This is a genomic window from Paraburkholderia phenoliruptrix (assembly GCF_019511605.1).
Taxonomy (GTDB): domain Bacteria; phylum Pseudomonadota; class Gammaproteobacteria; order Burkholderiales; family Burkholderiaceae; genus Paraburkholderia; species Paraburkholderia phenoliruptrix_A.
In genome coordinates this window covers 53030-74971 of the sequence record NZ_JAEUAV010000028.1, presented here as the reverse complement: position 1 = coordinate 74971, position 21942 = coordinate 53030, and the positions used below count along the sequence as shown (strand labels likewise).

Sequence of the window (21942 nt, the reverse complement as noted above, 5' to 3'; positions counted from 1 at the left end):
GATCCTCACGATCAACCCGCGACGTAAGCCGCGACGTAAGCCGTTTTCACGGCGGTCCAGAATGCGGCGTCCGTCGAGCCGTACGCAGACGCCTTGCGGCCGCTCGCGGACGCGTGATGCTCGACCGCCGTGGTCGGCAGGTTGATCGTGACAAGGCCGGCATGCACGTGACGGCGAAAATGCCGCGCTCGCGAAAGCGAACGGGTGCAAATGCCCGCACACAGGCCATAGGCGGTGTCGTTCGCGAGATGCAGCGCGTGTTCGTAATCGTCGGCACGCAGCACGACGGCGAGCGGGCCGAAAATTTCCTCGCGGGCGATACGGTGTTCGGCCTCGCCCGCAAACAGCGCCGGTTCGAAGAAGTAGCCGCGCGTCGCGCGTTCCAGCCGCCGGCCGCCATGCAGTAGTTGCGCGCCTTCCTGCGCCGCGATCCGGACATAGTCGAGATTGCGCTCGAGCTGCGCGGCGTTGGCGACCGGACCCATGTCGGTGCCGTGCTTGAGCGCGTGGTCGACGGTGAGTTTGGCGAGCTTCGCCTGCAATGCGTCGATAAACGGCTCGTACAGCGCGCGTTCGACAATCAGCCGCGCCGCCGCCGTGCTGCGCTGGCCGGTCGAGCCGTAGGCGCCGGTCAACGCGGCTTCCACGGCTATGTCGAGATCGGCATCGGCGAGCACCACGAACGGGTTCTTGCCGCCCATCTCCAGTTGTACACGCGCCTGACGGGCCGCGGCGGCTTGCAGCACGCGCGTTCCGGTTTCCGCCGAACCGCTGAAGCTGATACCGGCCACGAGCGGATGCGCGACGATGCGCGCGCCGACCTGCCGGCCGCTGCCCATTACCAGATTGAACACGCCGGCGGGCAAGCCCACGCGGCTCACAATGGACGCGAGCGCCGCCGCGCAAGCCGGCGTCGATTCGGCTGGCTTGAACACGACACAATTGCCATGCGCGAGCGCCGCGCCGATTTTTGCGGCGGCCGTGGCGAACGGCGCGCTCCAGGGCGCGATGATGCCGACCACGCCAAGCGGCTCGCGCGTCATGTCGATCTCTACACCGGCGCGGGACGACGCGACCGGCTCCAAGTACGCGCGCTGCGCATCGGCAGCGAACAGCTTGAAGATCTGGCCCGCGCGCGTCGCCTCGGCCAGCGCCTCGGGCAAGGTTTTGCCGACTTCGCGCGCCAGCAGCCGGGCCAGTTCGTCGCGGCGCGCGAGCATTTCGCTGCCGATTGCGTCAAGCGCGTCCGCACGACGCTGGCCCGAGCTCAGCGACCATTCGCCGAAAGCGGCGTTGGCCGCTTCAATCGCGCTGTCGGTCTGCCGCACGTCGGCCCGGACATATTCGCCGACAAGGTCGTCGAGGTCCGACGGGTTGAGCGACACGCCGGTGGTCGCGCCCGTCTCCCAGCCGCCATTGATGTAATGGCGCAGCGGGCTGGCAACGAGCGGGACGAGCGGATCGCGGTTCATCGACGGAATGGCGCCACATGAGAAGCCTGAAAGTCCACGAATGGTATGAGTGGGCGCAATAACTTTCCAATCCCTTTTTCGGCTATCCCGATAACAATTCCGGTATGGCATGATGGAGCCAACGACAAAGACGTTGGAGACAGGCGATGACGCGTAGCTACTCGAACTGGTTCGTGCGTGCGCGGCTGAAAACGCGGCAGTTGCTGCTGCTCGCCGCAATGGAGGAAGAGGGCAACGTGCGACGCGCCGCCGACGTGCTCGGCATGACGCAGCCGGCGGCTTCGCGGCTGCTCAAGGAACTGGAAGACATGCTGGGCGTGAGCCTCTTCGACCGCACGCCGCACGGCATGCATGCAACGCTATACGGCGAGGTGATGATCCGCCACGCGCGCATGGTGCTGTCCAATCTGAGCCACGCGCACGACGAAATCTCGGCGCTGCGCGCCGGGCTCGCCGGGCAGGTGCGGATCGGCGTGATTGCGGCGGCGGCGGCAACCATGGTGCCGCGCGCGATTGCTAGCGTGAAGGAGCGCTATCCGCAATTGCAGTTGTGGGCGGAAGTCGAAACCTCCGACGTCATGCTGCCGCGGCTCGCCGAAGGTGAGCTCGACATCATGATTGGCCGCGTGCTGGAGCGGCAGAACCAGTTCAAGACCGAGGTCCGTTACGAACCGCTCGCCGACGAACCGCTTTGCGTGGTCGCGCGGCCCGGTCATCCGCTCGAGAACGAGACCGGCCTGACCTTGCGCGGCATCGTCAATGCGAGCTGGGTGCTGCATCCGCCCGGCAGCGTGCTGCGGCATCGTTTCGATCTGATGTTCTCGCAGATCGGGCTGAATCCGCCGCAAGACGTCGTCAACACCAACAACTTCCTGGCCATTTCGAGCTTGCTGCTTCAAAGCGACATGCTGGCAGTGTTGCCGAACGAAGTGGCGGGTCAGTACCAACAGTACGGCGTATTGAAACGCCTGCCGATCGAGTTGCCGTGCAGGATGGACACTTTCGGTATCATCACGCGCCAGTCGCATCTGCTCTCGCCAGCGGCCTCCGTGGTGCTGGAAGCGCTGCGCGAGGCGGCCGGCGAGGTGTACGGCACGCCTTCGGAGGCGGCCGTGGCTCGATAAATGCTTCTTCCCGTACATGAGATGGCCGGCTAACGGCGCGGGAGGGACGCAAAATGTACAACAAACACGGAAGACGGCAACGCGCTGTCGACGACTCATTTTCCGTTCGCTCCGGTGGGGCGAGCGTCTGGTTCAGCAACGGCATGGCTCTCAAATCGACGATTTACAAGGCGGAACTACAGATCGCCAACATGGACCGGCACTATTACGCCGACCATTCGCTCACCATCGCCCGTCACCCGTCGGAAACCGACGAACGGATGATGGTGCGCGTCGCCGCGTTCGCGCTGTTCGCGCAGGAACGCCTCGAGTTCTGCAAGGGTTTGTCGGATGTCGACGAGCCGGATCTGTGGCAAAAAGATCTGACAGGCGCAATCGACATGTGGATCGAGGTCGGCCAGCCCGACGAACGTCGCATTGCGAAAGCGAGCGGCCGTTCCAACGAGGTCATTGTGATTGCGTATGGCGGCCGGACTTCGGACATCTGGTGGCAGGGCGTGCGCAATAAGGTCGAGCGCATGCGCAACGTGACGGTCTGGTCGCTTGGCGAAAACGTGGCCGCTGAACTCGGCTCGCTCGCAGAGCGCACCATGCGCCTGCAATGCACCGTGCAGGACGGCGAAGCGTGGCTAGGCAGCGCCGAAGCCGACGCGGTGAAAATCGACTGGACGGTGTTGAAGGCGCCCGCGAACGCCTGAGTTCCGGGCGGGCAGGCGTGCGGCGCTCAGAGCGACGTCGCGTGAGCCGCCTGGGGCGGTCCTTTCAGCTCGACCATGTTGCCTTCCGGATCGAACAGATACAGCGACGGCCCGTAGCCGTCCGCGCCATAACGCACGCCTTCTTCGCCGAGCCGCGCGCCGTGTGCCGCCAGATGCGCCCTGAGCGCATCGGCGTCGAACGGTTCGACCCGCAGGCACACGTGATCCATGTTACGAGCCGCACCCGGCACGCCGTTCTCAGGGCGGTCCAGTTTCGCGCCTACTTGCAGCAAGTCGATTAGCGAGCGCCCGGCGCGCAGTTGCGTCAGACCGAGCTCGCGCTGTTCCTTTTCCAGCGTGCAGCCAAGCACATCGCAGTAAAACCGCGCGAGCGCTTGCGCGTTGGCGGCCCGGATCACCACGTGATCGATCTCGCGTATATGGATCTTCAAAGAACACCTCCGGCAACTGGCTTCTGACGAGAACAGCGACGGTGAACAGCCAGTGTAGGAGAAAGCGAGGCGGGCGTTGAAGCGGCCTGAGCCGGGCCGTGCGGAGCGTACAGACGAAAAAAAGCCCGCTCTATGTGGAGCGGGCTGAATCCATATCAGGAGGAGACATGGAGGAGACAGGTACTAATATACACATGGGGTTGGTGCGACGCAATAACTTTTTAGGGGAAAACCCGATATCGTGCAGATTTGCCGCAAGTTGAGGCGAAACGTGGGTCTGACGGGGGCCGTGGGCGCCTGCCGCGTACGAGAAAGCGCAATGACACCGCAAGAACCGGAGCGTACTGTGGCGGGACACGGCCTAGATTGATGAGCATCGAAAGCACTGTTCGGGAACCGTCATGAACCGCACCCGCCATCCCGCTGAAACGAGCACCGGCGCCAGCATGCCCACCAACGCCAGCCGGCCCCCCTGCCGTTCCGACGACGAGCGCTGGGAAGCCGTCACCCGCCGCGATCCGCTCGCGGACGGCGCCTTCTTCTACGGGGTGAAGACCACGGGCGTGTTCTGCCGCCCGTCCTGCGCGTCGCGCCAGCCGCGTCGCGAGAACGTCGCCTTTTTCGCCGATGCCGCCGCGGCCCGCGCGGCCGGTTTCCGCGATTGCAAGCGCTGTCAGCCGGGCGGCTTGCCGCGCGAACTGGAAATCGTGAAGCGGGCATGCGCCGCGCTCGACGCCGACCCGCAGCAGCGTCTCACGCTCGCGCAACTGAGCGACGCCGTGCATCTGAGCCCGTTTCATCTTCAGCGGATCTTCAAGCGGGTGGTAGGCGTATCGCCGCGCGAATATCAGGCCGCGCGACGCGGCGCGGCATTGCGCGATGCGCTCAGAAGCGGCGCGGACGTCACGCGCGCCACGCTGGATGCCGGCTTCAACTCGCCTTCGCGGATGTACGACAGCGCGCCGGCGGAGTTGGGCATGGCGCCGTCGGACTATCGCCGCAAGGGCGCGGGGCTCACGGTGCGCTACGCGAGCGCGCCCACGCCGCTCGGCTTCGTGCTGGTGGCCGCGACCGACAAGGGCATCTGCAAGATCGGTTTCGGCGACGACGCGGCATTGCTCGTCGACGAACTGCGCGGCGAGTTCGCCAACGCGGGCCTCGTGGAAGATGGCGAACGGCTGGCACCGTTCATCGCGCAGATCGACGCTTACCTGCGCGGCACGCGTCAGCAGTTCGACCTGCCGCTCGACGTTGCCGCCACGGCCTTCCGGCAGCGGGTCTGGCAGGCGCTGCGAGGCATTCCGTACGGCGAGACGCGCAGCTACACCGAGATTGCCGAGGCGGTCGGCGCACCGCGCGCCGTGCGCGCCGTGGCAAGCGCGTGCGCGACGAATCCGGTTGCGCTGGCCATTCCCTGTCATCGCGTGGTGCAAAAGGGCGGGGCGCTGGCCGGCTACCGCTGGGGCTTGCCGCGCAAGGCCGCGCTGCTGGAGAACGAGGCGCGGCACGCGCACCCCGTTTCCGCCGACGAAACCAGCAGCCCCGAAACGACCTCTGATCCAATTCTTTCCACCAAACTGGACCACGCCGCGTGAGCACGCTCGAGCACGTCGCAACTCTTGAACTTCCCTATAAAGCCCCATTCGACTGGCCGCGCCTCTTGCGCTTTTTCCGTGGCCGCGCGACGCCTGGCGTCGAAACCGTCGAAGACGACGCGTATCGCCGCGCGATCGAATGGTCCGGAGAAAGCGGCACGCTCAGCGTGCGTCGGCATGCGCGCAAGCGCTGTCTGGTGGCGAGCATCGAAGGCCCAGTGAGCCGTCATGCCGACGCGCTTGCCGCGCCGATTGCGAAGATGTTCGACCTGCACGCCGATCCGCGGAAAATCGGCGCCGCGCTTGCCGCGGACCCGTGGCTTGCGCCGCTTGTCGAGGCGGCGCCCGGCTTGCGTGTGCCTGGCGCATGGTCCGGTTTCGAGCTGGTCGTGCGCGCCATTGTCGGTCAACAGATCAGCGTGAAGGGTGCAACCACCATCATCGGCCGGCTGGTGCAGCGCGCGGGCGAGCGCATTGAAGGGCATGCACATGAGAACACCGCATGGCGCTTTCCGACGCCCGAGGCCCTCGCTACCGTGGATCTTGCGCAAATCGGCATGCCGGGCAAACGCGTGGCGGCGCTGCAAGGCTTTGCACGCGCCGTTGCGAGCGGCGACGTGCCGCTCGACAACGCGGGCATCGACACGGACAGCCTGCGCGCCGCGTTGCTCGCACTGCCGGGCATCGGCCCGTGGACGGTCGAATACGTGGCAATGCGCGCGTGGCGCGATCCGGACGCGTGGCCGGCGTGGGACCTGGTGCTGATGCAGTCAATCAGCGCGCGCGATCCGTCGCTCGTGCGGCCCACGCAGCAGCGCACCCGCACCGAGAGCTGGCGCCCGTGGCGCGCCTACGCCGCAATGCATCTGTGGAACGAAGTAGCCGACCGGGCAGGGGCCGCGCGCGGCGGCTAGAAGGGCGAGCGCGCAATCCTCAAATGGGCGGCAATAAGCCTCGGAAACGTGAGGCCAAAGTGGCGCTTGCGACGTGAAAACAGAATAGCGGACGGTCCGCGAGGGGCCACCGAGGCGGCCTCAAGCAGGCGCCGTGGCGAGATGTTAAAGTGCCCGCTACTGAAAATTCCGCCGAACGTTGTCGACCGTAAGCTGCTGCCGGCAAGCCGCGAAGCGGCACATGGCGGCCGACAACGCCCGACTCGCATCAATGCCAAACACGACCTCATCCCGCACGACCGACGCGTTCTTGCACCGCCTGTCCGTGCTGACTTCAGGGCCGCAGCGCGACGCGCTGCTGCGCGGCCTGCGCGGCATAGAAAAAGAAAGCCTGCGCGTGACGCACGAAGGCCGGCTCGCGCTGACGCCGCATCCGCGCGCGCTAGGTTCGGCGCTCACGCATCCTTCGCTGACTACCGACTATTCGGAAGCGCTGCTCGAACTGATCACACCGGCCGAGCACGACGTCGCGCTCACGCTCGAGAAGCTCGACACGTTGCATCGTTTCGTCTACGCGGAACTCGGCGACGAGATTCTGTGGAATAACTCGATGCCGGGCCTGCTTCCCGACACGGACGAAGGCATTCCGATCGCTAACTACGGCACTTCCAACATCGGCAAACTGAAGTACGTGTACCGCATCGGCCTCGCGCTGCGTTACGGTCGCACCATGCAGTGCATCGCGGGCATCCACTACAACTATTCGCTGAACGAAGAAGTGTGGCGGCTCTTGCATGCCGATCAGCAATCCACCGCGAGCGCCGTCGACTTCCAGTCCGAGCGTTACCTCGCGTTGATCCGCAACTTTCGCCGCACCAACTGGCTGCTGATGTATCTGTTCGGCGCGTCGCCTGCGCTCGATCGGCGCTTCTTGCGCGAGCGCAAACATACGCTCGAAACCTTCGACGCCGACACGTTGTACCGCCCTTATGCGACAAGCCTGCGCATGAGCGATCTCGGCTACTCGAACACCACCGCCCAGGCGGCGCTGCATGCCGATTACGACACGCTGCCCGGTTATCTCGACGCTCTCGCCAAGGCCGTGAGCCAGCCGTATCCCGCGTACGAGGCCATCGGCACGCAGCGCGACGGCGAGTGGGTGCAGATCAACACCAACGTGCTGCAGATCGAAAACGAGTTCTACTCGACCATCCGTCCTAAGCGCGTGACGCATCCTGGCGAGCGTCCGCTGCACGCGCTCGCGGCGCGCGGCGTGCAATACGTCGAGGTGCGCTGCATGGACATCGATCCGTTCGAGCCGGTCGGCATTTCGCTCGAAACGTCGCGTTTTCTCGACGCCTATCTGCTCGTCTGCGCGCTCGACGAGAGCGCGCCGCTGCCGCCGCCCGCATACTGTGAAGCCAATCAGAACTTCGCACGCGTAACCACCGAGGGGCGCAAGCCCGGTCTCCAACTCACGCGCGACGGCAACGCGATTGCGATGAGCGAATGGGCCGACGAACTGTTCGTCAAGATCGACGCAGCGGCAGCCGCACTCGACGCGCTGCATGGCGGCGACGCGCACGCCCGCTCCGTGGCCGTGCAACGCGCAAAGCTGGCGGATGCGTCGCTGACGCCGTCGGCGCGGGTGTTGCAAACCATGCGCGACAAGCAGCAGAGCTTTCTCCAGTTCGGTCTGGAGCAGAGCGAAGCACACGCTGCGCATTTCCGCGCGCGTCCGCTGGAGGCAAGCGTTGCGAAGGAGTTTGCCGATCTCGCCGCGCAGTCGCTCGAAGAACAGGCCAAGCTCGAGCGCGAGGAAGTCGGATCGTTTGATGCATTCGTCGCCGCTTATCGGGCGTACACGTTGAATCGCTTCAGCATATAAGCGCGGCGGCCCGCGCACGGCTTGCGCGGGCCGACGGCAAAACAGGAAAGCGGCTTCGTGAGCCGCTTTTTTTTCGCGCAACGCGCGACGGTAACGACTACGCGATGCGCCGGCCAGATCGGCAAATGCTGCGCAGATTTCACCTTTTCTCTGATCTGAACGAAACACGCTCTGCACGATGCGGTCCAAACTCATGGAACACGCGAACGAGAGGGAGGATCAAGGTGATAAGGACAAACCTGTTGGCCGTGCTGTGCGTTGGGGCTGCGGCCGTTGGCGCGACGGGGTGCTCGACGCGCGGACAAGTGGATCCCGACGTAATGCAGATCGCCACCACGCCGCTCACGTGCTCCGGCAAGGCTGAGTGCGACCTGTGGTGGCAGCGCGCACGCACCTGGGTGACCGATAACTCGAAGTACAAGGTCGAAACCTCGACCGACACGCTGATCCAGACCGCCGGCCCCGACGGCGGCAAGCGCGCGCTCGCCTATCAGATCACCCGCGCGCCCAACCCCGACGGAACCTCGACGATAGGCTTTGCCGCGCATTGCGACGGCTCGCTCGGCTGCAAGCCGAACCCCTGGGAAGCGGGCGCCGACTTCAAGCAGTACGTGCGCGGCGCCGGGCCGGCCACACAGCGAAGCGATGTGAAGCCCGCACCGGACGCCCTGCATCCTGACGCGCGGCAAGGGCAGTCGGTCGTGCCGTCCACAGGCGAAGCCGCGAGTCAGTGAGCAGCGCGTTGCGCGCGCTCAATGGCCCATAGAAGGGCCAACGCCCTTGCGCGGTTTCGTGATCCACACGAGTACGGCAAGCACGACGAAGGCCAGGCATGAAATGCGGAAGAAGTCGTTGGTGGCCAGCATATAAGCCTGCGCGGTAACCACCTGATTCAACTGCGCGGTAATGCCGTCGCCGGAAAGGCCGATGCCCGCCAGCGCGTTCGTGTACTCGTTCGTATTCGCCGCATAGACGTTGACGTTATCGACCAGCATCGCATGATGGCGAATCGCGTCGTTTTCCCAGTACGTCGTGCTGATCGCAGTGCCGATCGCGCCAGAGAGCGTCCGGAAGAAATTCGACAAGCCGGAGGCGCTCGCGAGCCGTTCGTCGGGCACGCTCGATAACGTGATGGTCGTCATCGGCACGAAGAAGCAGGCCACGCCGATGCCTTGCACGAGGCGCGGCCAGATCACGTGATTGAACGGCACGTCGAGCGTGAACGTGGAGTTCCACAACGAAACGAACGCAAATACGACGAACGCGAAGCTCGCCACCACGCGCAGGTTCAGCCGGTGCATGTTCTTGCCGATCATCGGCGAGAGGAATAAGGCGAGTATGCCGACCGGCGCGGTGGCAAGACCCGCAAGGCCGGCGGTGTAACCCATCACGGTTTGCAACCACAGCGGAAAGATCACCACCGAACCGAAGAAGGCCATGAAGCCGAATGAGATGATGATCACCCCGAGCGCGAAGTTGCGGTCCTTGAATAGCGAGAGGTCCACCACGGGCTCTTTTTCGGTCATCTCCCACACGAGCATGAAGGCAATCGAGATCACCGCGATCACGGCAAGCGTCACGATGAAGGTCGAGTTGAACCAGTCGCGATCCTTGCCGAGGTCGAGCACCATCTGCAGGCACGCCACGCCGATCACGAGAAGCGTGAGACCGATGGCGTCGATGCGCTGCTGCGTGGTTTTCGTCTCGCGTCCGCGCAGCAGCAGGAACGCGCAACCGGCGGAGAAAAGGCCAATCGGCACGTTGATGTAGAAGATCCACGGCCATGTGTAGTTGTCGGTGATGTAGCCGCCCATGACGGGCCCGAAGATCGGCGCGCAGATCACGGTCATCGCCCACAGCCCGAGCGCGAGCCCGCGTTTTTCGGGCGGATACGAGCGCATCAGAATGGTCTGCGAGAGCGGCACCATCGGCCCCGAAACAAGACCTTGAGCCAGACGGAACACGATCAGCGACTCGAAGTTCTGCGCGAAACCGCACAACGCGGAAGCAATCGTAAAGAGCAGAACGGACAGCGTGAAGAGCCGCACCTCGCCAACGCGCCGCGCGAGCCAGCCGGTGAGCGGCACCGCAATGGCGGACGCCACCGAGTACGACGAGATCACCCACGTGCCCTGGCTCGTCGCCACACCGAGACTGCCGGAGATGGTAGGCACGGCCACGTTGGCAATCGAGGTGTCCAGCACCTCCATGAAAGTGCCGAGCGCGAGGCCGACGGTCAGCAGCGCGAGCGCGCCGCCCTTCAGCGGAGCCGGTTCCGCCGCAGGCGGAGTCGCGGACGGGGCGGCAGGTTGAACTGCCGATCCGGCAGCGTCGGAAGCACTAGCGGCCATTTGTTGTTCTCCTCAGCGCGAAAAGATTGTCGCCACGTTTATCGCGTCGTGTGAGGCAGCATTACATGCTCCATCACACTCTGCCCAGACAGAGATTGATTTGCAACTGCGCCCAGGAAGGCGCACTTCAGCTACTGCTTGCCGTTTTCCGGCGATGAATCGTCGAGCGTTGTGTCAGGCGCTTGCCCGCCCGGACACAAACCACACCCTGCGTTCGAGCCTGGATCGATACCGTTGGCAATGAAGCGGCCCAACAGATCGATGAACGTGGCGAGGTCCGCGGCCGAAAAACCGCGCAACTGCTCGTTCAGCACGGCCGCGCCGATGCCGGGCAACTGCCGCGCCGCTTCCTGCCCTTGCGGCGTCAATTCGAGCTTCACCATCCGGCGATCCGCGTCGCTGCGCGTACGTACCAGGAAGCCTTTCTTTTCGAGGCGGTCGAGGAGCCGCGTCATCGAACCGCTATCGTACGACATGACGCGCGACAACTCGAAAGGCGTGCTCGCGCGCTGCGCGGCCAGCATCAGGATCACGCCGATCTGCTGCGCCGTTAGTCCCAGCGGCTTGACCGCCCGATCGGTGCGCTCCACCAGCACGTTCCGCGCTTTCGACAGGTAGTAGCCGAGACTCGTGTCGAGCCGGATCTCGTCGGCTTTGTAATGGCCGTCAGTCATTTGGAGTACATGGACCTTGCCGCGAAACGAATGGATAAGCGCGCAAGCCGCCGAAAAACAACAGCGGGCCGTGCAAACCCGCACAGTATCTTGAAATTTACTTGCATAGTCAATATTATGTTAAGCAACGAGTTACGCGATTCGCGCCACCCGAGCCTATGTTCTGACCGCTTTTTTCGTCCGCCGCCAAGCCGGCGCGACCCAAGGATGTTCCTCCCATGCTGTACCTGAAAAATACCCTCGGCGGCCTTGGCCGCTCCCTGACCGGTTCCGCTTTGCATACATTGCAGAGCTTCCACGGCCCGCGCCGCTGGTGGAAGCTTGCGCTGTTCGCGACGCTGTTCGTGCTGCCGGGTGGATCGGTGGGGGTCGCGGTGCTGGCTTGGCTCGAGCATCGTCGGGGGCGCAAAGGGACGCAGGGTGCGTCCGCCGACCAGACCGCGGCGCCGACAGTTACGGCCAGCGCGGCTACCGCGGCACACGGCGCAACGAGCGCATGCCAGGCGCGTGCGGACGCGCCGTGCCGGGCCGCCGCAGGAAAGCTCGCGCGCAAGACGACCGCGGTGGAACGGGTCTGAGTTAGCCTCTTCGGCTTGCCGCTCTGAGCTTCGGGGTCTTGGGTGGCGGGTCCCGTTCGGCGGTCCCATTCGCGCGTGCCATTCGCGCGTGCCGTTCGCGGGTCCCATTCGCGGGTCCCATTCGCGCGTTCAACTGCAGGCCCGACCCACTAGTCTGCATGCGTGCTTTCCGATCCGCTCATGCTGACTCGCAAAGTCAAAGGCTCCAGCCAATTCCGCTCGAAAGCCCGCCCGCTTCCCGCGCCGGTAACAGCGCGTAACCTTCTCGACACCCTCAGTAACACACCTTCGTCGCTGCCCGAATTACCCTTTCTGTTTGCCGCGCCGAGCGGACTCATACGCTAACATGCCGGCACATCCACAGGCCGACACCGTCATCCGCGGCATCGTGGCGTCCAGAAGGAAATAATGCATGCAGTCTGACCGAATCTCGCCCGCGCGGACATGTGCGCCGCGCGCCCTGACCCTGGCCGTCGCGCTTGCCGCTGCGGGCCTCGTCGCCGGCTGCGCGGTCGGCCCCGACTACCAGCGCCCCGCCGCCGAGATTCCCGCGTCATACAAGGAGGCCGCGCCCGGCTGGAAAGTCGCGGAACCCGCGGATCAACAAGATCGCGGGCCCTGGTGGACCATTTATCAGGACCCGCAACTCAACGCGCTCGAAGACAAGCTGAACGCCGCCAATCAGACCATCGCGCAATATGCGGCCGCCTACCGGCAGGCGCGCGCGCTGGTGGGCGAGGCCCGTGCGGCGTACTTCCCGACCCTCGGCGCCACGGCGAGCGGCACGCGTTCGGGCAGCGGTTCTTCGTCGAGCACGAGCAGCGCGGGCCGCTCGGGCGTCTACAACAGCTATAGCCTGCAACTCGACGCCAGCTGGGAGCCCGACCTGTGGGGTTCCGTGAGCCGCTCGGTAAACGCGCAGAAGGCGGGCCAGCAAGGCGCCGCAGCGGACCTGGCGAACGCGCGTCTGTCGGCACAAGCCACGCTCGCCCAGACGTACTTCGCGTTGCGCGCGCTCGACGCCAACCAGAAGCTGCTGGACGAAACCGTAGCCGCTTATCAGCGCTCGCTGCAACTCACGCAAAACCAGTATGCCGCGGGCGTAGCCGCGCGTTCAGACGTGATTCAGGCGCAAACGCAGTTGCAATCGGCGCAGGCGTCCGCCATCGACAACGGCGTGCAGCGCGCGCAGGACGAACATGCGATCGCGGTGCTCGTCGGCGAGCCGGCTTCCACCTTCTCGATTCCGCCGATGCCGCTCACCGCGACGCCGCCCGCCGTGCCTGCGCAAATGCCGTCGGCGCTGCTCGAGCGGCGGCCGGACATCGCTTCGGCCGAGCGCAAGGCCGCTGCGGCCAACGAGCAGATCGGCATTGCCATTGCCGCGTTTTTTCCGTCGCTGACCTTGTCGGCGAACGGCGGGTTCCAAAGCTCCGTGTTCTCGCAATTGCTGACCGCGCCCTCGCGTTTCTGGACGGTCGGCCCGCAACTCGCGGCGACCCTGTTCGATGCCGGCCTGCGCCGCGCGCAAACCGAAGCGGCCCGTGCCGCCTACGACCAGAGTGTCGCGACCTATCGCCTCGCGGTGCTGACGGCCTTCCAGGACGTGGAAGACAATCTCGCGTCGCAGCGCATTCTCGAACAGGAAATCGTGGTGCAGCAAAAGGCGGTCGAATCCGCGCGCCAGGCGCTGGCCATCGTGACCAACGAGTACAAGGCCGGCACGGTCGGCTATGTGAACGTGCTGACCGCCCAAACCACGGCGTTCACCGCCGAGCAAAAGCTGCAGACCATCGCGGGTCAGCGGATGGTGTCGTCGGTCGGATTGGTGAAGGCCTTGGGCGGCGGCTGGGACGTGTTGCAAATGAACCGCGAAACCGGCGACGCCGCGGCGCCAGCGCCGCTACCCACATCGGCGCCAGCGCCACTGCCCGCATCAGCGGCGGCGCCGTTGGCGCAGAGCGGCACGACGCCGCCGCCTGAGCAAACCCGGACCCAGCCGCCAGCGCAAAGCAACTAGCACCTGCCGGGCGAAGCCAGCACATCGCCCGCATCACGCAGAAAAGCAAAGAGGCATGACCGGTCATGCCTCTTTTTTTGCGGCTACAGCAAGCGCGTCTGCGCGTGCCTGGACAGCAGCGCCAGGCGGCGAATCCCGCTCAATGGACGAACGACAACGTCACGGTATCCGGTCCGCTCGGCCGTCCGAGCAGGTTGAGCAGTCCCGCCAGGTTCTCGCGCGCCTCGGGCGCGGAGGTCGCGGTGCCGCGAAACGACGTGGAGGCGGGCGACACCACGCCACGCCCGCTCAGCATCAACGGCCCCTTGACGGTCCGCAATTCGAGCGTCGACGCTACGCCTTCCGCCTGGAACGCAAGTTGGTAAGAGCCGAGCGGCTTGACCGGCGAAACCCGCGAACTCACGTCGTTCAGCGCGACCGTCAACTGGCCGAACGCCTCGCGGTTGAAGCTGCGCCAGTCGGACCACGAGAGCCGCACATCGCCCTGCAGATCGAGTGTGTTGAACGGCGCGCCAAGGCCGGTCAGCAGCGAAGCGGGCACGGCAATCGAGCCGGGCGTCAGATTCGCGCTGCGCGGCGTCGCGTCGATGGTAATGGGCTCCGGCATCGCCTCGCTATGGCGCATGGTCATGCGCACGCGGCCTGTGAAAAGCGGCCAGAACGCCGTGTGCCATTCGATCCGGCCGGGCAGCAACGTCGCGGCGCTCATATCCGAGCCGGCGGCCAGCATCAGCGTCGCGGAGCCGTGCCACAGCGATCCGGCCGGATCGACCAGATTCACGTGCCCGCCGCTTTGACGGGCGAATTGTGGCGTGATCCACGCGGCCGGCAGCATCGCGAGCATCACGGCCGCGCTGGAAAACACCGCGACCAGCAACCAGGGCAGGGCGGCACGCAGGCGCCGCATCCAGTAAGTCATGCGAGATCCCGTAGCTGCGCGCTCATTTCGCCGTCGACGGCTGCAACGACGCAGTCAGATCCACCTGGCCGTCCTCCTTCAGCGCGGTCACGTGCGCCTCCGCGACCTGCACCTTGAACTGACGGCGCACGTCGTCGACCCAGGCCGTCCACGCGGGAAACGACACGTTCTTCATCTGCACCTGCACCGCGTTGCCGATCACCTGAACCTGCGCGGCGGCGAGGCCGTGGTCGCCAAGCGACGCGGAGAGCGCGTCCTTCAACGCGCCGCCAGTTGGCGCAACGCCTTGCGCCGCCGCCGAGAGCTGGCGTGCTTCGTTGGCTTGCGCCGTCATCTGCGCGAGTTGACGCTGCAAGGTCGGCAGCGTTTCACGCAGACGCGCGCGTCCCTCCTGCGCGGGCGCCCACAGCACCGACCATGCGATCACCACGGCAAGCACGCCGCCGCCCCACGTCAGCAACACTTTTTCACGGTCGGTCCGCTGTTCCCAGAAGCCGGCCCAGGTCTGAGCGAGTTGAGCTTTCATTGTCCGTTCCTGATGGTCCACTTGCCGGTATTGCTGTCCACCGCGCCGTTCAGTCCGTTGCGCGAAAGGCGCTTGGCAAAATCCGGGTCGAGCTTGACCTCCGGCTTGAAGGTGACGTCGAGCCGCCGGTCGTGATAATCCAGCGCGGCGATGCCGTTCACGGGCACCGGCGGCAACGAGCGTGCGAGGCCGTCGGCAAGCGACAGGAAGTCATCGGGAGACAACTGGCCCGCCGCCACGCGCAGTTGCTGCAATTGGCGCGACATCTGGTCCGGTGCGTCAAGCACGACGGTGGTCTTCGGGAACGCGTTGAGCAGCAACTCGGTCATCTGCGTGGTGATGGCGTCCCGCTGGCGCGCAAGCATCAGCCACTGCACGTTCGCTCCGACAATCGCGACCACCAGCGCACCCACGGCCAGCAGCACGGGCAGGCGCAAGCGACGCAGCGTCGCGCGGTCGAGCCGCCACGGCTGCGAAGCGAATTCGAACTGGCACAGGTCGAAGCGGCACGTGAGCGCACGCCGCGCGAGCTGCTCGAACGGCAGCGGACTCGCGCCGTGCACCTGGGCGGCAAGCCGCGCCGGGCTGCGGGTGCCGAGGCTCGGCTCATTGCCCGGCATCTCGGTCAGCATGTAGAGCGACACCGGCGTCGCGCCGGCAAGCGCAGCAAGCGTCGCGTTCACGGCGCTCGCCGGCACCGCCAGTCCTTCGCCTTGCGCGCCGCGTGCAATCGCCAGTTCGACGCGCGGCGGGCCGCTTTCCACGGCGCCTTCCAGCAGCATCGCCGGCGCGGTTTGCACCACCGCGCCGAGTACGGCCGCCACCATCGGCACCACTTCCGGCGAGAGCTCAGGCACGGCGTCGGGCACCGCGCCCGGCGCAGCGTTCCTGCCTGGCGCGGCATCGCGCGCCGACGTGCCGGCGCCCACAGCCGCACCCGCGCCCGCCAGGGCCGGCTCCGCCGCACCCACCGTTTCGGGGTCTGGCGAAGGCGCGGCACGCGGCGCGTCGGGCAGGCAGCGCGTTACCGGCACCGCGCGCAAGCTGCGATGACCGGCAGCGGAGAACGCTTCGCAGATAAAGCGGAACCAGCCACGGTCGATGATCGCCAGCACCTGGCGACCGCCCGCAGCCGGTTGCGGATCGACGGCGATATGGCAGGTTTGCGGGTCCTGGATCAACTGATCCTCGACGATGTTGGGCAGCGCCTGACGCAGCTTCGGGCCGCGCAGCGGCGGCAGCGTGGCCGGCATCATCAGCAGGTCGCGCGCGGCGACCATCAGCACCGTCGACGTGGCGCGCGGCAACAGCCCAAGCGCCGAGCGCCCGGCGCGTTGCGTGCGCCCCGACTTGTCGAGCAGCACGAACGGCAGGTCCGGCAGTTGCCATTCCTGCGACGGCACCGCCGGATCACGCGGCGGCAGTAAGACGATCAGCGTGCTCAAAGGCCACTCTCTCTGGGAAAGGCGTTATTCATAGTTGGTCTTGCACCCGCACGATACGTGTAGTGTGAGTCAAAGCATCCCGATAGACGAGCGTCGTACGATCCACTTCAGCGCGCTCATGCTGCACGCGGCCGTGAATGAAGAAGTAGTTGGTGTTGACGTCGAGCTCGGCGGGATCGATCGAAACGGACTGCACGCCCGCGCCGCGCAACGCGAGCTGCACGTCGCCCACGTTATGGAAAAACACCGTCTGCCGACGCGCGACAAACGCCTGCGCAGAAGACAGGCTCATGCCCGGCACCACCGCCGCGATCACCTCGGCGGAGGCAGTGTTCATGTTGACGGCCGTCACCGTCGGCAACACGGTGACGAAAGGCCGCAAGCGCGCGACCATCTCCGGCGTGTAGCCGGGAATGTCGAGCAGCGAATCCACACTCGTCAGTTGCAGCGGCGCGTGGGCGGCGCTGTCTTCGCTGTCCTCGATGCCGGGCTTGTCGGTGAAGCCGCCGCCCATCGCGCCGCCCTGGATAGCCGGCGTGGACGTCGTGCCCGACGTCGACGTAACGGTCTGAAAGCGCGTGGCCGATTGCAGCAGACTCGCGCGCACCTGCTGCGCGGTGTTTTTCGCGAGCTGGCTGTTCACCCCGAGCGAAACGAGCAGCCGCTGATAGGCGCCGATCTGCTCGAGGTCGAGCTGCATTACACCGGGCGCCGGGCTCGCCACCAGGTTGCGCAGGTTGAATCTGGCCTGGGCGTCTTCGATGGATCCCGACAGGTAGGTCGCCGCGCCCTGCTGCGCGCGCACTTCGCCAATCTGGCCGAGGAAGTCGGACAGCCGCGTCTTGGCGATCGGCACGCCCCACACGCCGCCGAGGTACGTGATACCCGCTGACGTGTCGCCTTCCGAGCGAAGAATCAGCCGCGTCCAGTCGAGCGCACCGCGTGCGACCCATTGCGCCTGCGCAAGCAGACGCTGGTTCTCGATCCGGCGCACCTGAACCTGCTGACGCCACAACATGCCGGCGACGAGAATCGCCGACAGCGCCACCACCAGTAACGCGCTGATGATGGCCGCGCCACGCTGTTGTGCGGGTTGCCGCGATGGCAAGTGTTGCAGCCGTGGCCCACCCCGCGTCGCGCGCCGGCAGGCCGCCTTACGGCAACCGCGCCCGGCTCGCCAGGCAGCGGTCACGCATCGCCCATGCAAAGAGGAGAATCTCATCTCATTCTCCAACCAGAAAAACGCGCGTGATCGGACGCGCGAGCGACTTCGCGCCCACGCTCACTTCGAGCCCCGTCACGGAGCGCGGCAGCGGTGCGTTGCCAAGCTGCGGCACCTTGAGGTTATTGTCGGCCTCCGTGATCGCGCCTTGCACGTCCTTCATCTGCGTGGTCCAGCCGACGCGCGGCACATAGAGGCGCGCAGAAATTGCGCCGACACCGCCCATCAACGGTACCGCCGACCAGCCTTCGCCTTCTGTGCCGCGCGAGGCCGCCCGCAGATCGCCGACATTGGCGAGCGGCGGCGACGCATAGCGGATCACGCGGCCTTCCGTGACGCGGTAACGCACCACCTGCAAGCGCGGCGCGGAGCCGGGCAGGCTCATTTGCCGCACGATCTGCAAGGCGCCGCCCGCGAGGGACACGGCGGGCTGGCCGGACTCGTCGTCGGAGGCGGCCTGGCGTGCGTCGATGCGCATCTGGTCGAACAACTGCGCGAACACGCGCTCGTCTTCCATTGCATTCGTGATGGTCTGCCGGCCGCGAATGATCTGATCGAGCCCGCGCCACGACAGCACGGCAATCACCGCCATGATCGCAATCGCGACCAGCAGCTCGATCAGCGTGAAGCCAGACGCGCGCCGGCGGCTGACGCAGCTAAGGCGGCTAAGTCGGCCGGAGCGGCTAAGGCGGCCGGAGCGGTGGGGCCTGGCGCCGCGGCGCTCAGAGCGAACGATTGGTTTCATTCGCGACCACCGTGACCATCTGGGCGAGATTGCCGGAACGCCCGGGCATCGTCACCATCACTTCCACACGACGAAACACCGGGTTCGGTGTCGCCGTGACCTGCTCGGTACAGATCAACTGCAGGTTGCCCTGCGAACAATCGAAACTCGTCGAGCCGACATTCGGCCATGCATGCGTGAGACGCAATTGCGCGAGCGTGTTGTCCGCGCTCCAGCCGGCGAGCAGACGCCGGTGCAGATCGGCCTCGCCGCTCGCCAGACCGCCCACCGCGCGCAGCGATGCGGCCAGCGCCACGGCGATGATCGCGAGCGCGACCAGCACCTCGATCATCGTGAAACCGCGCTCACGGTGGGCGGCCGCGCGAGCCGCCGTGCTGCTGCGACAACGCATGTCAGTGCACCTCGTAGCGGCCATTGCCGGTGCCGACAATCGTTGCGCGGCCCACGGCGGAGAACAGCGTGATACGCACGGGCACGTCGATCGCCTCGGTGCCGAACACCACGCGGCTCGCCTGCGAGCTGGAGCCAGGATAGTCGATCGTTACGCCGGTCACGCCGCCTTCCCACTCGCGAGGCTTGAGTAGGTCGTCGCGCAGCGGACGCCAGCCGTCGTCGGTGCGCAGGTCGAAGCGAAAGCCGCCGTCGAGCGGCTGCCATGCGATGGGCCGCGCGCGAACCTGCGCCTCGTCGCCGGCCGACTCGAACAGCAGCGCGAGACGCTGCGCTTCCTCGTTGAGGTCGGTGCGCGGATTGCGCGTCATCGTCAAAGCGGTCAAGGACACCAGCAGGCCTGCAATCACCAGCACCACCATCATTTCGAGCAGCGTGAAGCCGGCCTGCGACCGGCGGCATGCGCCGACGCTGGCGTGCGCCGTGGTCCCGGCGTCGTGCGTGGGGTTTGCGTCGGCATTCGCGCCGACTCTCACGTCCCGATTCAGGCGCGCGCAGCCGTGCGCGCGCAGCGCCGCGCCCGCCTCACGGGCAGGCGCAGTCGTCGGGATGCGCGCATGTCTATCGTCTATTGCCACGAGCCCACATCGGCGTCATTGCCTTCGCCGCCTGCCTTGCCGTCCGCGCCGTAGCTGAACACGTCGATCTCGCCGTGCACGCCCGGATTCAGATACTGATAGCTGTTGCCCCACGGGTCGTTCGGCAGACGCTCCAGATAGCCGCCGTCCTTCCAGTTGTTCGGCACCGGGTCCGTGGCGGGCTTTTCGATCAAGGCGCGCAGGCCTTGCTCCTGCGTCGGATAACGGCCGTTGTCCAGCCGATAAAGCTTGAGCGCCTGCATCACGGTGCCGATGTCCTGCTTCGCGGCCACACGCCGCGCTTCGTCGGGACGGCTCATGATTTTCGGCACGATCAACGCGGCCAGGATGCCGAGAATCGCGATCACGACCATGATTTCAATCAGCGTGAAGCCGCGTTGACGACGGCTGCGCAGACGCGCGATTGCTGTGCGGCGAGTGGTCGACAGTTGCATAGCTTGCTACCTCTTTCAGATTAATTTTTGACTGCGGAAGTTTGCGTCCAGCACGTTGGATGCCATTGGACACGTCCGGCCGGTCATTTTAATGTCACGCAGTTGAAGGGTTTGAACCCAACGCAATTTTCACAATAGTCCGTACAATGAGGCGCATGAACGCCCTCCAAATCCGCCTTCTGTCGCTCGCGCTGTTCGCCGTTTTCTGCGCGACGCTGACCTACTGGACCATCACTCTCACCACCATGTCCGGCGCGCCGCTGCCGGCCGCCGCCGCACACGCGCAGCCCTCGACCGACCAGGCCGCCACGCTGTTCGGCGGGCAGCTCACGCGCACGGTCAATCAGGACGTGCATCTGTTCGGCATTCTCGCGCTGCGCAACGGCGCTGCGGCCATCGTCAGCGTGGGCGGCGAGCCGCCGCATGCCGTCTCCCTCGGCGGTACGCTCATGCAAGGCGCAAAGCTCTCCGAAGTGCGCGCCCGCTCCATCGTGATCGACCGCAACGGCGCGCATTCCGAAGTATTCCTGCCGGCCAACGCAGCAGGCCCGACCATCTACGTTCGTTAAAACGGTCGAGGCAGCCAACGCGGCCCAAGCGCTTGAAGCGGTCAAGGCGCGGCGGCGCCTGGCCGCTCACTGCACCAGGTTGTTCAACTCGATGATCGGCAGCATCACCGCAAGCACGATCACCAGCACCACACCGCCCATCGCCAGAATCAGCAGCGGCTCCAGCAGACTCGTCAGGAACATCGTGCGGCGCTCGAGTTCGCGAGCCTCGCCTTCGGCCGCGCGGTCCAGCATGGTCGTGACGTCGCCGGTTGCCTCACCTGAGCGGATCAGGTGCACCAGCACCGGCGGAAACGTCTTCGTATTGCCGAGTGCGCGCGAGAGCGAGGTGCCTTCGCGCACACGCACGATCGCGTCGTCGATGTTGCCGCGCATGGCCGTGTTGCTGAGTGTTTCGGCGGCGGCCTGCAGCGCGCGCAGAATCGGCACGCCCGCCGCCGTCAGAATGCCGAGCGTGCTCGCAAAGCGCACGGTGTTGTAACCGCGCACGAGCTTGCCGAGGAGCGGCGCGGTAAGCAGCCAGCGGTCGAACGCGAGGCGCGGGCCGGCCTGCCGCAGCGTTGAGCGCACCAGATAGAACAGCACCGCGGCGGCGATCAGCACGGCCCACCACCAGTTCCGCACGAAACCGGAGAGCGCCATCATCATGATGGTGAGGAAGGGCAGTTGCTGCTTCGTGCTCGCGAACACGTTGACCACCTGCGGCACCACATAGCTCAACAGGAACGTGACGATGCCAAACGCGATGATCGTCACGATGGTCGGGTAGGTGAACGCCAGCACGATCTTCTGCTTGAGCGCGTTGCGTTGCTCGATGTAGTCCGCGAGCCGCGACAGCACGAGGCCGAGCTTGCCGGTATGTTCGCCCGCTGCGACCAGCGCGCGGTAGATCTCGGGAAAGTCTTTCGGATGCTGCGCAAGCGCATTGGCAAGCGAATGGCCGCCGAGCACCTCGGCGCGAATGGCCGCCATCAGCTCGCGTATGTAGTCGCGCTCCGACTGCTCGGTGAGCACGGCGAGCGCTTCGTCGAGCGGCAGTCCGGCGATCAGCAGGCTCGCGAGTTGCCGCGTGAGAATTGCCTGTTCGCGCTGCGACAGCCGCCGGCCGAGCGAAAGACGCTGATTGCGCTCGCCGCGCGTGCGCGTCGCCGCCGGTTCGACGACGAGCGGCGTAAGTCCCTGCGAACGCAGATTGGTGCGCGCACCGCGCGCGCTGTCCGCGTCCAGCACGCCTTTTTGCGCCTTGCCCGCTGCGTCGATCGCCTCGAAACGGAATGCCGGCATGCGC

Annotated in this window: 22 protein-coding genes; 9 read left to right on the top strand and 13 right to left on the bottom strand. The window is 65.9% G+C overall.

The genetic code is table 11. The features are described 5' to 3' along the window. Positions 1 to 11: 11 nt before the first annotated feature. Positions 12 to 1472 carry an aldehyde dehydrogenase family protein gene (locus JNB89_RS26410; RefSeq protein WP_220364167.1) on the bottom strand — a complete coding sequence of 487 codons (1461 nt, stop codon included), beginning with the start codon at positions 1470 to 1472 and terminating at the stop codon, positions 12 to 14. A 146-nt stretch (positions 1473 to 1618) separates the two neighbouring features. Here JNB89_RS26410 and JNB89_RS26405 point away from each other — a divergent pair, with 146 nt between their 5' ends. Together JNB89_RS26405 and JNB89_RS26400 are read left to right on the top strand one after the other, a co-directional pair. Then, a complete protein-coding gene (locus JNB89_RS26405) occupies positions 1619 to 2596 on the top strand; it encodes a LysR family transcriptional regulator (RefSeq protein WP_013340994.1) in 978 nt (325 codons plus the stop codon). Between the two features lie 143 nt (positions 2597 to 2739). Continuing rightward, a complete protein-coding gene (locus JNB89_RS26400; RefSeq protein WP_135892541.1) occupies positions 2740 to 3294 on the top strand; it encodes a YaeQ family protein in 555 nt (184 codons plus the stop codon). Positions 3295 to 3320: 26 nt separating this feature from the next. On the opposite strand, the gene JNB89_RS26395 is transcribed toward JNB89_RS26400, so the two are convergent. Next, positions 3321 to 3746, bottom strand: coding sequence for a VOC family protein (locus tag JNB89_RS26395; RefSeq protein ID WP_220364166.1), 426 nt, complete (start codon positions 3744 to 3746; stop codon positions 3321 to 3323). A 401-nt stretch (positions 3747 to 4147) separates the two neighbouring features. Between JNB89_RS26395 and ada the strand changes: the two genes are divergently transcribed. The 4 genes from ada to JNB89_RS26375 all read left to right on the top strand — a co-directional run bounded on the left by ada (position 4148) and on the right by JNB89_RS26375 (position 8856). Further along, the gene (gene ada, locus JNB89_RS26390) at positions 4148 to 5341 is read left to right on the top strand and encodes a bifunctional DNA-binding transcriptional regulator/O6-methylguanine-DNA methyltransferase Ada (protein WP_220364165.1); all 1194 of its coding nucleotides are present in this window, start codon (positions 4148 to 4150) and stop codon (positions 5339 to 5341) included. Beyond that, entirely contained in the window at positions 5338 to 6255 is a 918-nt protein-coding gene (locus JNB89_RS26385) for a DNA-3-methyladenine glycosylase family protein (RefSeq protein ID WP_220364164.1), read from the top strand. Before ada ends, JNB89_RS26385 begins: the two co-directional genes overlap by 4 nt. Before the next feature lie 250 nt (positions 6256 to 6505). Further along, the gene (gene gshA / locus JNB89_RS26380) at positions 6506 to 8122 is read left to right on the top strand and encodes a glutamate--cysteine ligase (RefSeq protein ID WP_220364163.1); all 1617 of its coding nucleotides are present in this window, start codon (positions 6506 to 6508) and stop codon (positions 8120 to 8122) included. Positions 8123 to 8349: 227 nt separating this feature from the next. After that, entirely contained in the window at positions 8350 to 8856 is a 507-nt protein-coding gene (locus JNB89_RS26375) for a hypothetical protein (protein ID WP_041729177.1), read from the top strand. Between the two features lie 18 nt (positions 8857 to 8874). On the opposite strand, the gene JNB89_RS26370 is transcribed toward JNB89_RS26375, so the two are convergent. Together JNB89_RS26370 and JNB89_RS26365 are read right to left on the bottom strand one after the other, a co-directional pair. Then, the gene (locus JNB89_RS26370) at positions 8875 to 10473 is read right to left on the bottom strand and encodes a DHA2 family efflux MFS transporter permease subunit (RefSeq protein WP_013340987.1); all 1599 of its coding nucleotides are present in this window, start codon (positions 10471 to 10473) and stop codon (positions 8875 to 8877) included. Between the two features lie 131 nt (positions 10474 to 10604). Then, complete coding sequence (locus JNB89_RS26365; RefSeq protein ID WP_220364162.1) at positions 10605 to 11147, bottom strand: MarR family winged helix-turn-helix transcriptional regulator; 543 nt, start codon at positions 11145 to 11147, stop codon at positions 10605 to 10607. A gap of 218 nt (positions 11148 to 11365) precedes the next feature. Between JNB89_RS26365 and JNB89_RS26360 the strand changes: the two genes are divergently transcribed. Both JNB89_RS26360 and JNB89_RS26355 read left to right on the top strand, forming a co-directional pair. Beyond that, positions 11366 to 11725 carry a hypothetical protein gene (locus JNB89_RS26360; protein ID WP_220364161.1) on the top strand — a complete coding sequence of 120 codons (360 nt, stop codon included), beginning with the start codon at positions 11366 to 11368 and terminating at the stop codon, positions 11723 to 11725. Between the two features lie 412 nt (positions 11726 to 12137). Continuing rightward, entirely contained in the window at positions 12138 to 13745 is a 1608-nt protein-coding gene (locus JNB89_RS26355; RefSeq protein ID WP_220364160.1) for an efflux transporter outer membrane subunit, read from the top strand. 139 nt (positions 13746 to 13884) lie between these two features. Here JNB89_RS26355 and JNB89_RS26350 read toward each other — a convergent pair whose 3' ends face one another. From JNB89_RS26350 to gspG, 8 genes are read right to left on the bottom strand one after another with little or no spacing between them, the layout of a single operon-like run. Then, positions 13885 to 14664 (bottom strand): type II secretion system protein N, encoded by a 780-nt coding sequence (locus JNB89_RS26350; RefSeq protein ID WP_220364159.1) that lies wholly within the window; start codon positions 14662 to 14664, stop codon positions 13885 to 13887. Between the two features lie 22 nt (positions 14665 to 14686). Further along, on the bottom strand, positions 14687 to 15190 hold the full coding sequence (locus JNB89_RS26345) for a type II secretion system protein M (RefSeq protein WP_013340982.1): 504 nt from the start codon (positions 15188 to 15190) through the stop codon (positions 14687 to 14689). Continuing rightward, entirely contained in the window at positions 15187 to 16635 is a 1449-nt protein-coding gene (gene gspL, locus JNB89_RS26340; protein ID WP_220364158.1) for a type II secretion system protein GspL, read from the bottom strand. The genes JNB89_RS26345 and gspL overlap by 4 nt, the downstream gene beginning before the upstream one ends. Positions 16636 to 16663: 28 nt before the next feature. After that, positions 16664 to 17857 (bottom strand): type II secretion system minor pseudopilin GspK, encoded by a 1194-nt coding sequence (gene gspK / locus JNB89_RS26335; RefSeq protein ID WP_223216862.1) that lies wholly within the window; start codon positions 17855 to 17857, stop codon positions 16664 to 16666. Between the two features lies 1 nt (position 17858). Beyond that, positions 17859 to 18602 (bottom strand): PulJ/GspJ family protein, encoded by a 744-nt coding sequence (locus tag JNB89_RS26330; RefSeq protein ID WP_220364157.1) that lies wholly within the window; start codon positions 18600 to 18602, stop codon positions 17859 to 17861. Then, complete coding sequence (gene gspI / locus JNB89_RS26325; RefSeq protein WP_013340978.1) at positions 18580 to 18993, bottom strand: type II secretion system minor pseudopilin GspI; 414 nt, start codon at positions 18991 to 18993, stop codon at positions 18580 to 18582. The genes JNB89_RS26330 and gspI overlap by 23 nt, the downstream gene beginning before the upstream one ends. Before the next feature lies 1 nt (position 18994). After that, on the bottom strand, positions 18995 to 19603 hold the full coding sequence (locus JNB89_RS26320) for a GspH/FimT family pseudopilin (RefSeq protein WP_431026608.1): 609 nt from the start codon (positions 19601 to 19603) through the stop codon (positions 18995 to 18997). A gap of 17 nt (positions 19604 to 19620) precedes the next feature. Next, positions 19621 to 20085 (bottom strand): type II secretion system major pseudopilin GspG, encoded by a 465-nt coding sequence (gspG, locus tag JNB89_RS26315; protein ID WP_220364155.1) that lies wholly within the window; start codon positions 20083 to 20085, stop codon positions 19621 to 19623. Between the two features lie 146 nt (positions 20086 to 20231). Between gspG and JNB89_RS26310 the strand changes: the two genes are divergently transcribed. Further along, a complete protein-coding gene (locus JNB89_RS26310; protein WP_013340975.1) occupies positions 20232 to 20654 on the top strand; it encodes a general secretion pathway protein C in 423 nt (140 codons plus the stop codon). Between the two features lie 66 nt (positions 20655 to 20720). Here JNB89_RS26310 and gspF read toward each other — a convergent pair whose 3' ends face one another. After that, positions 20721 to 21938, bottom strand: a complete 1218-nt coding sequence (gene gspF, locus JNB89_RS26305) for a type II secretion system inner membrane protein GspF (RefSeq protein ID WP_013340974.1) — start codon at positions 21936 to 21938, stop codon at positions 20721 to 20723. Positions 21939 to 21942: the final 4 nt, after the last annotated feature.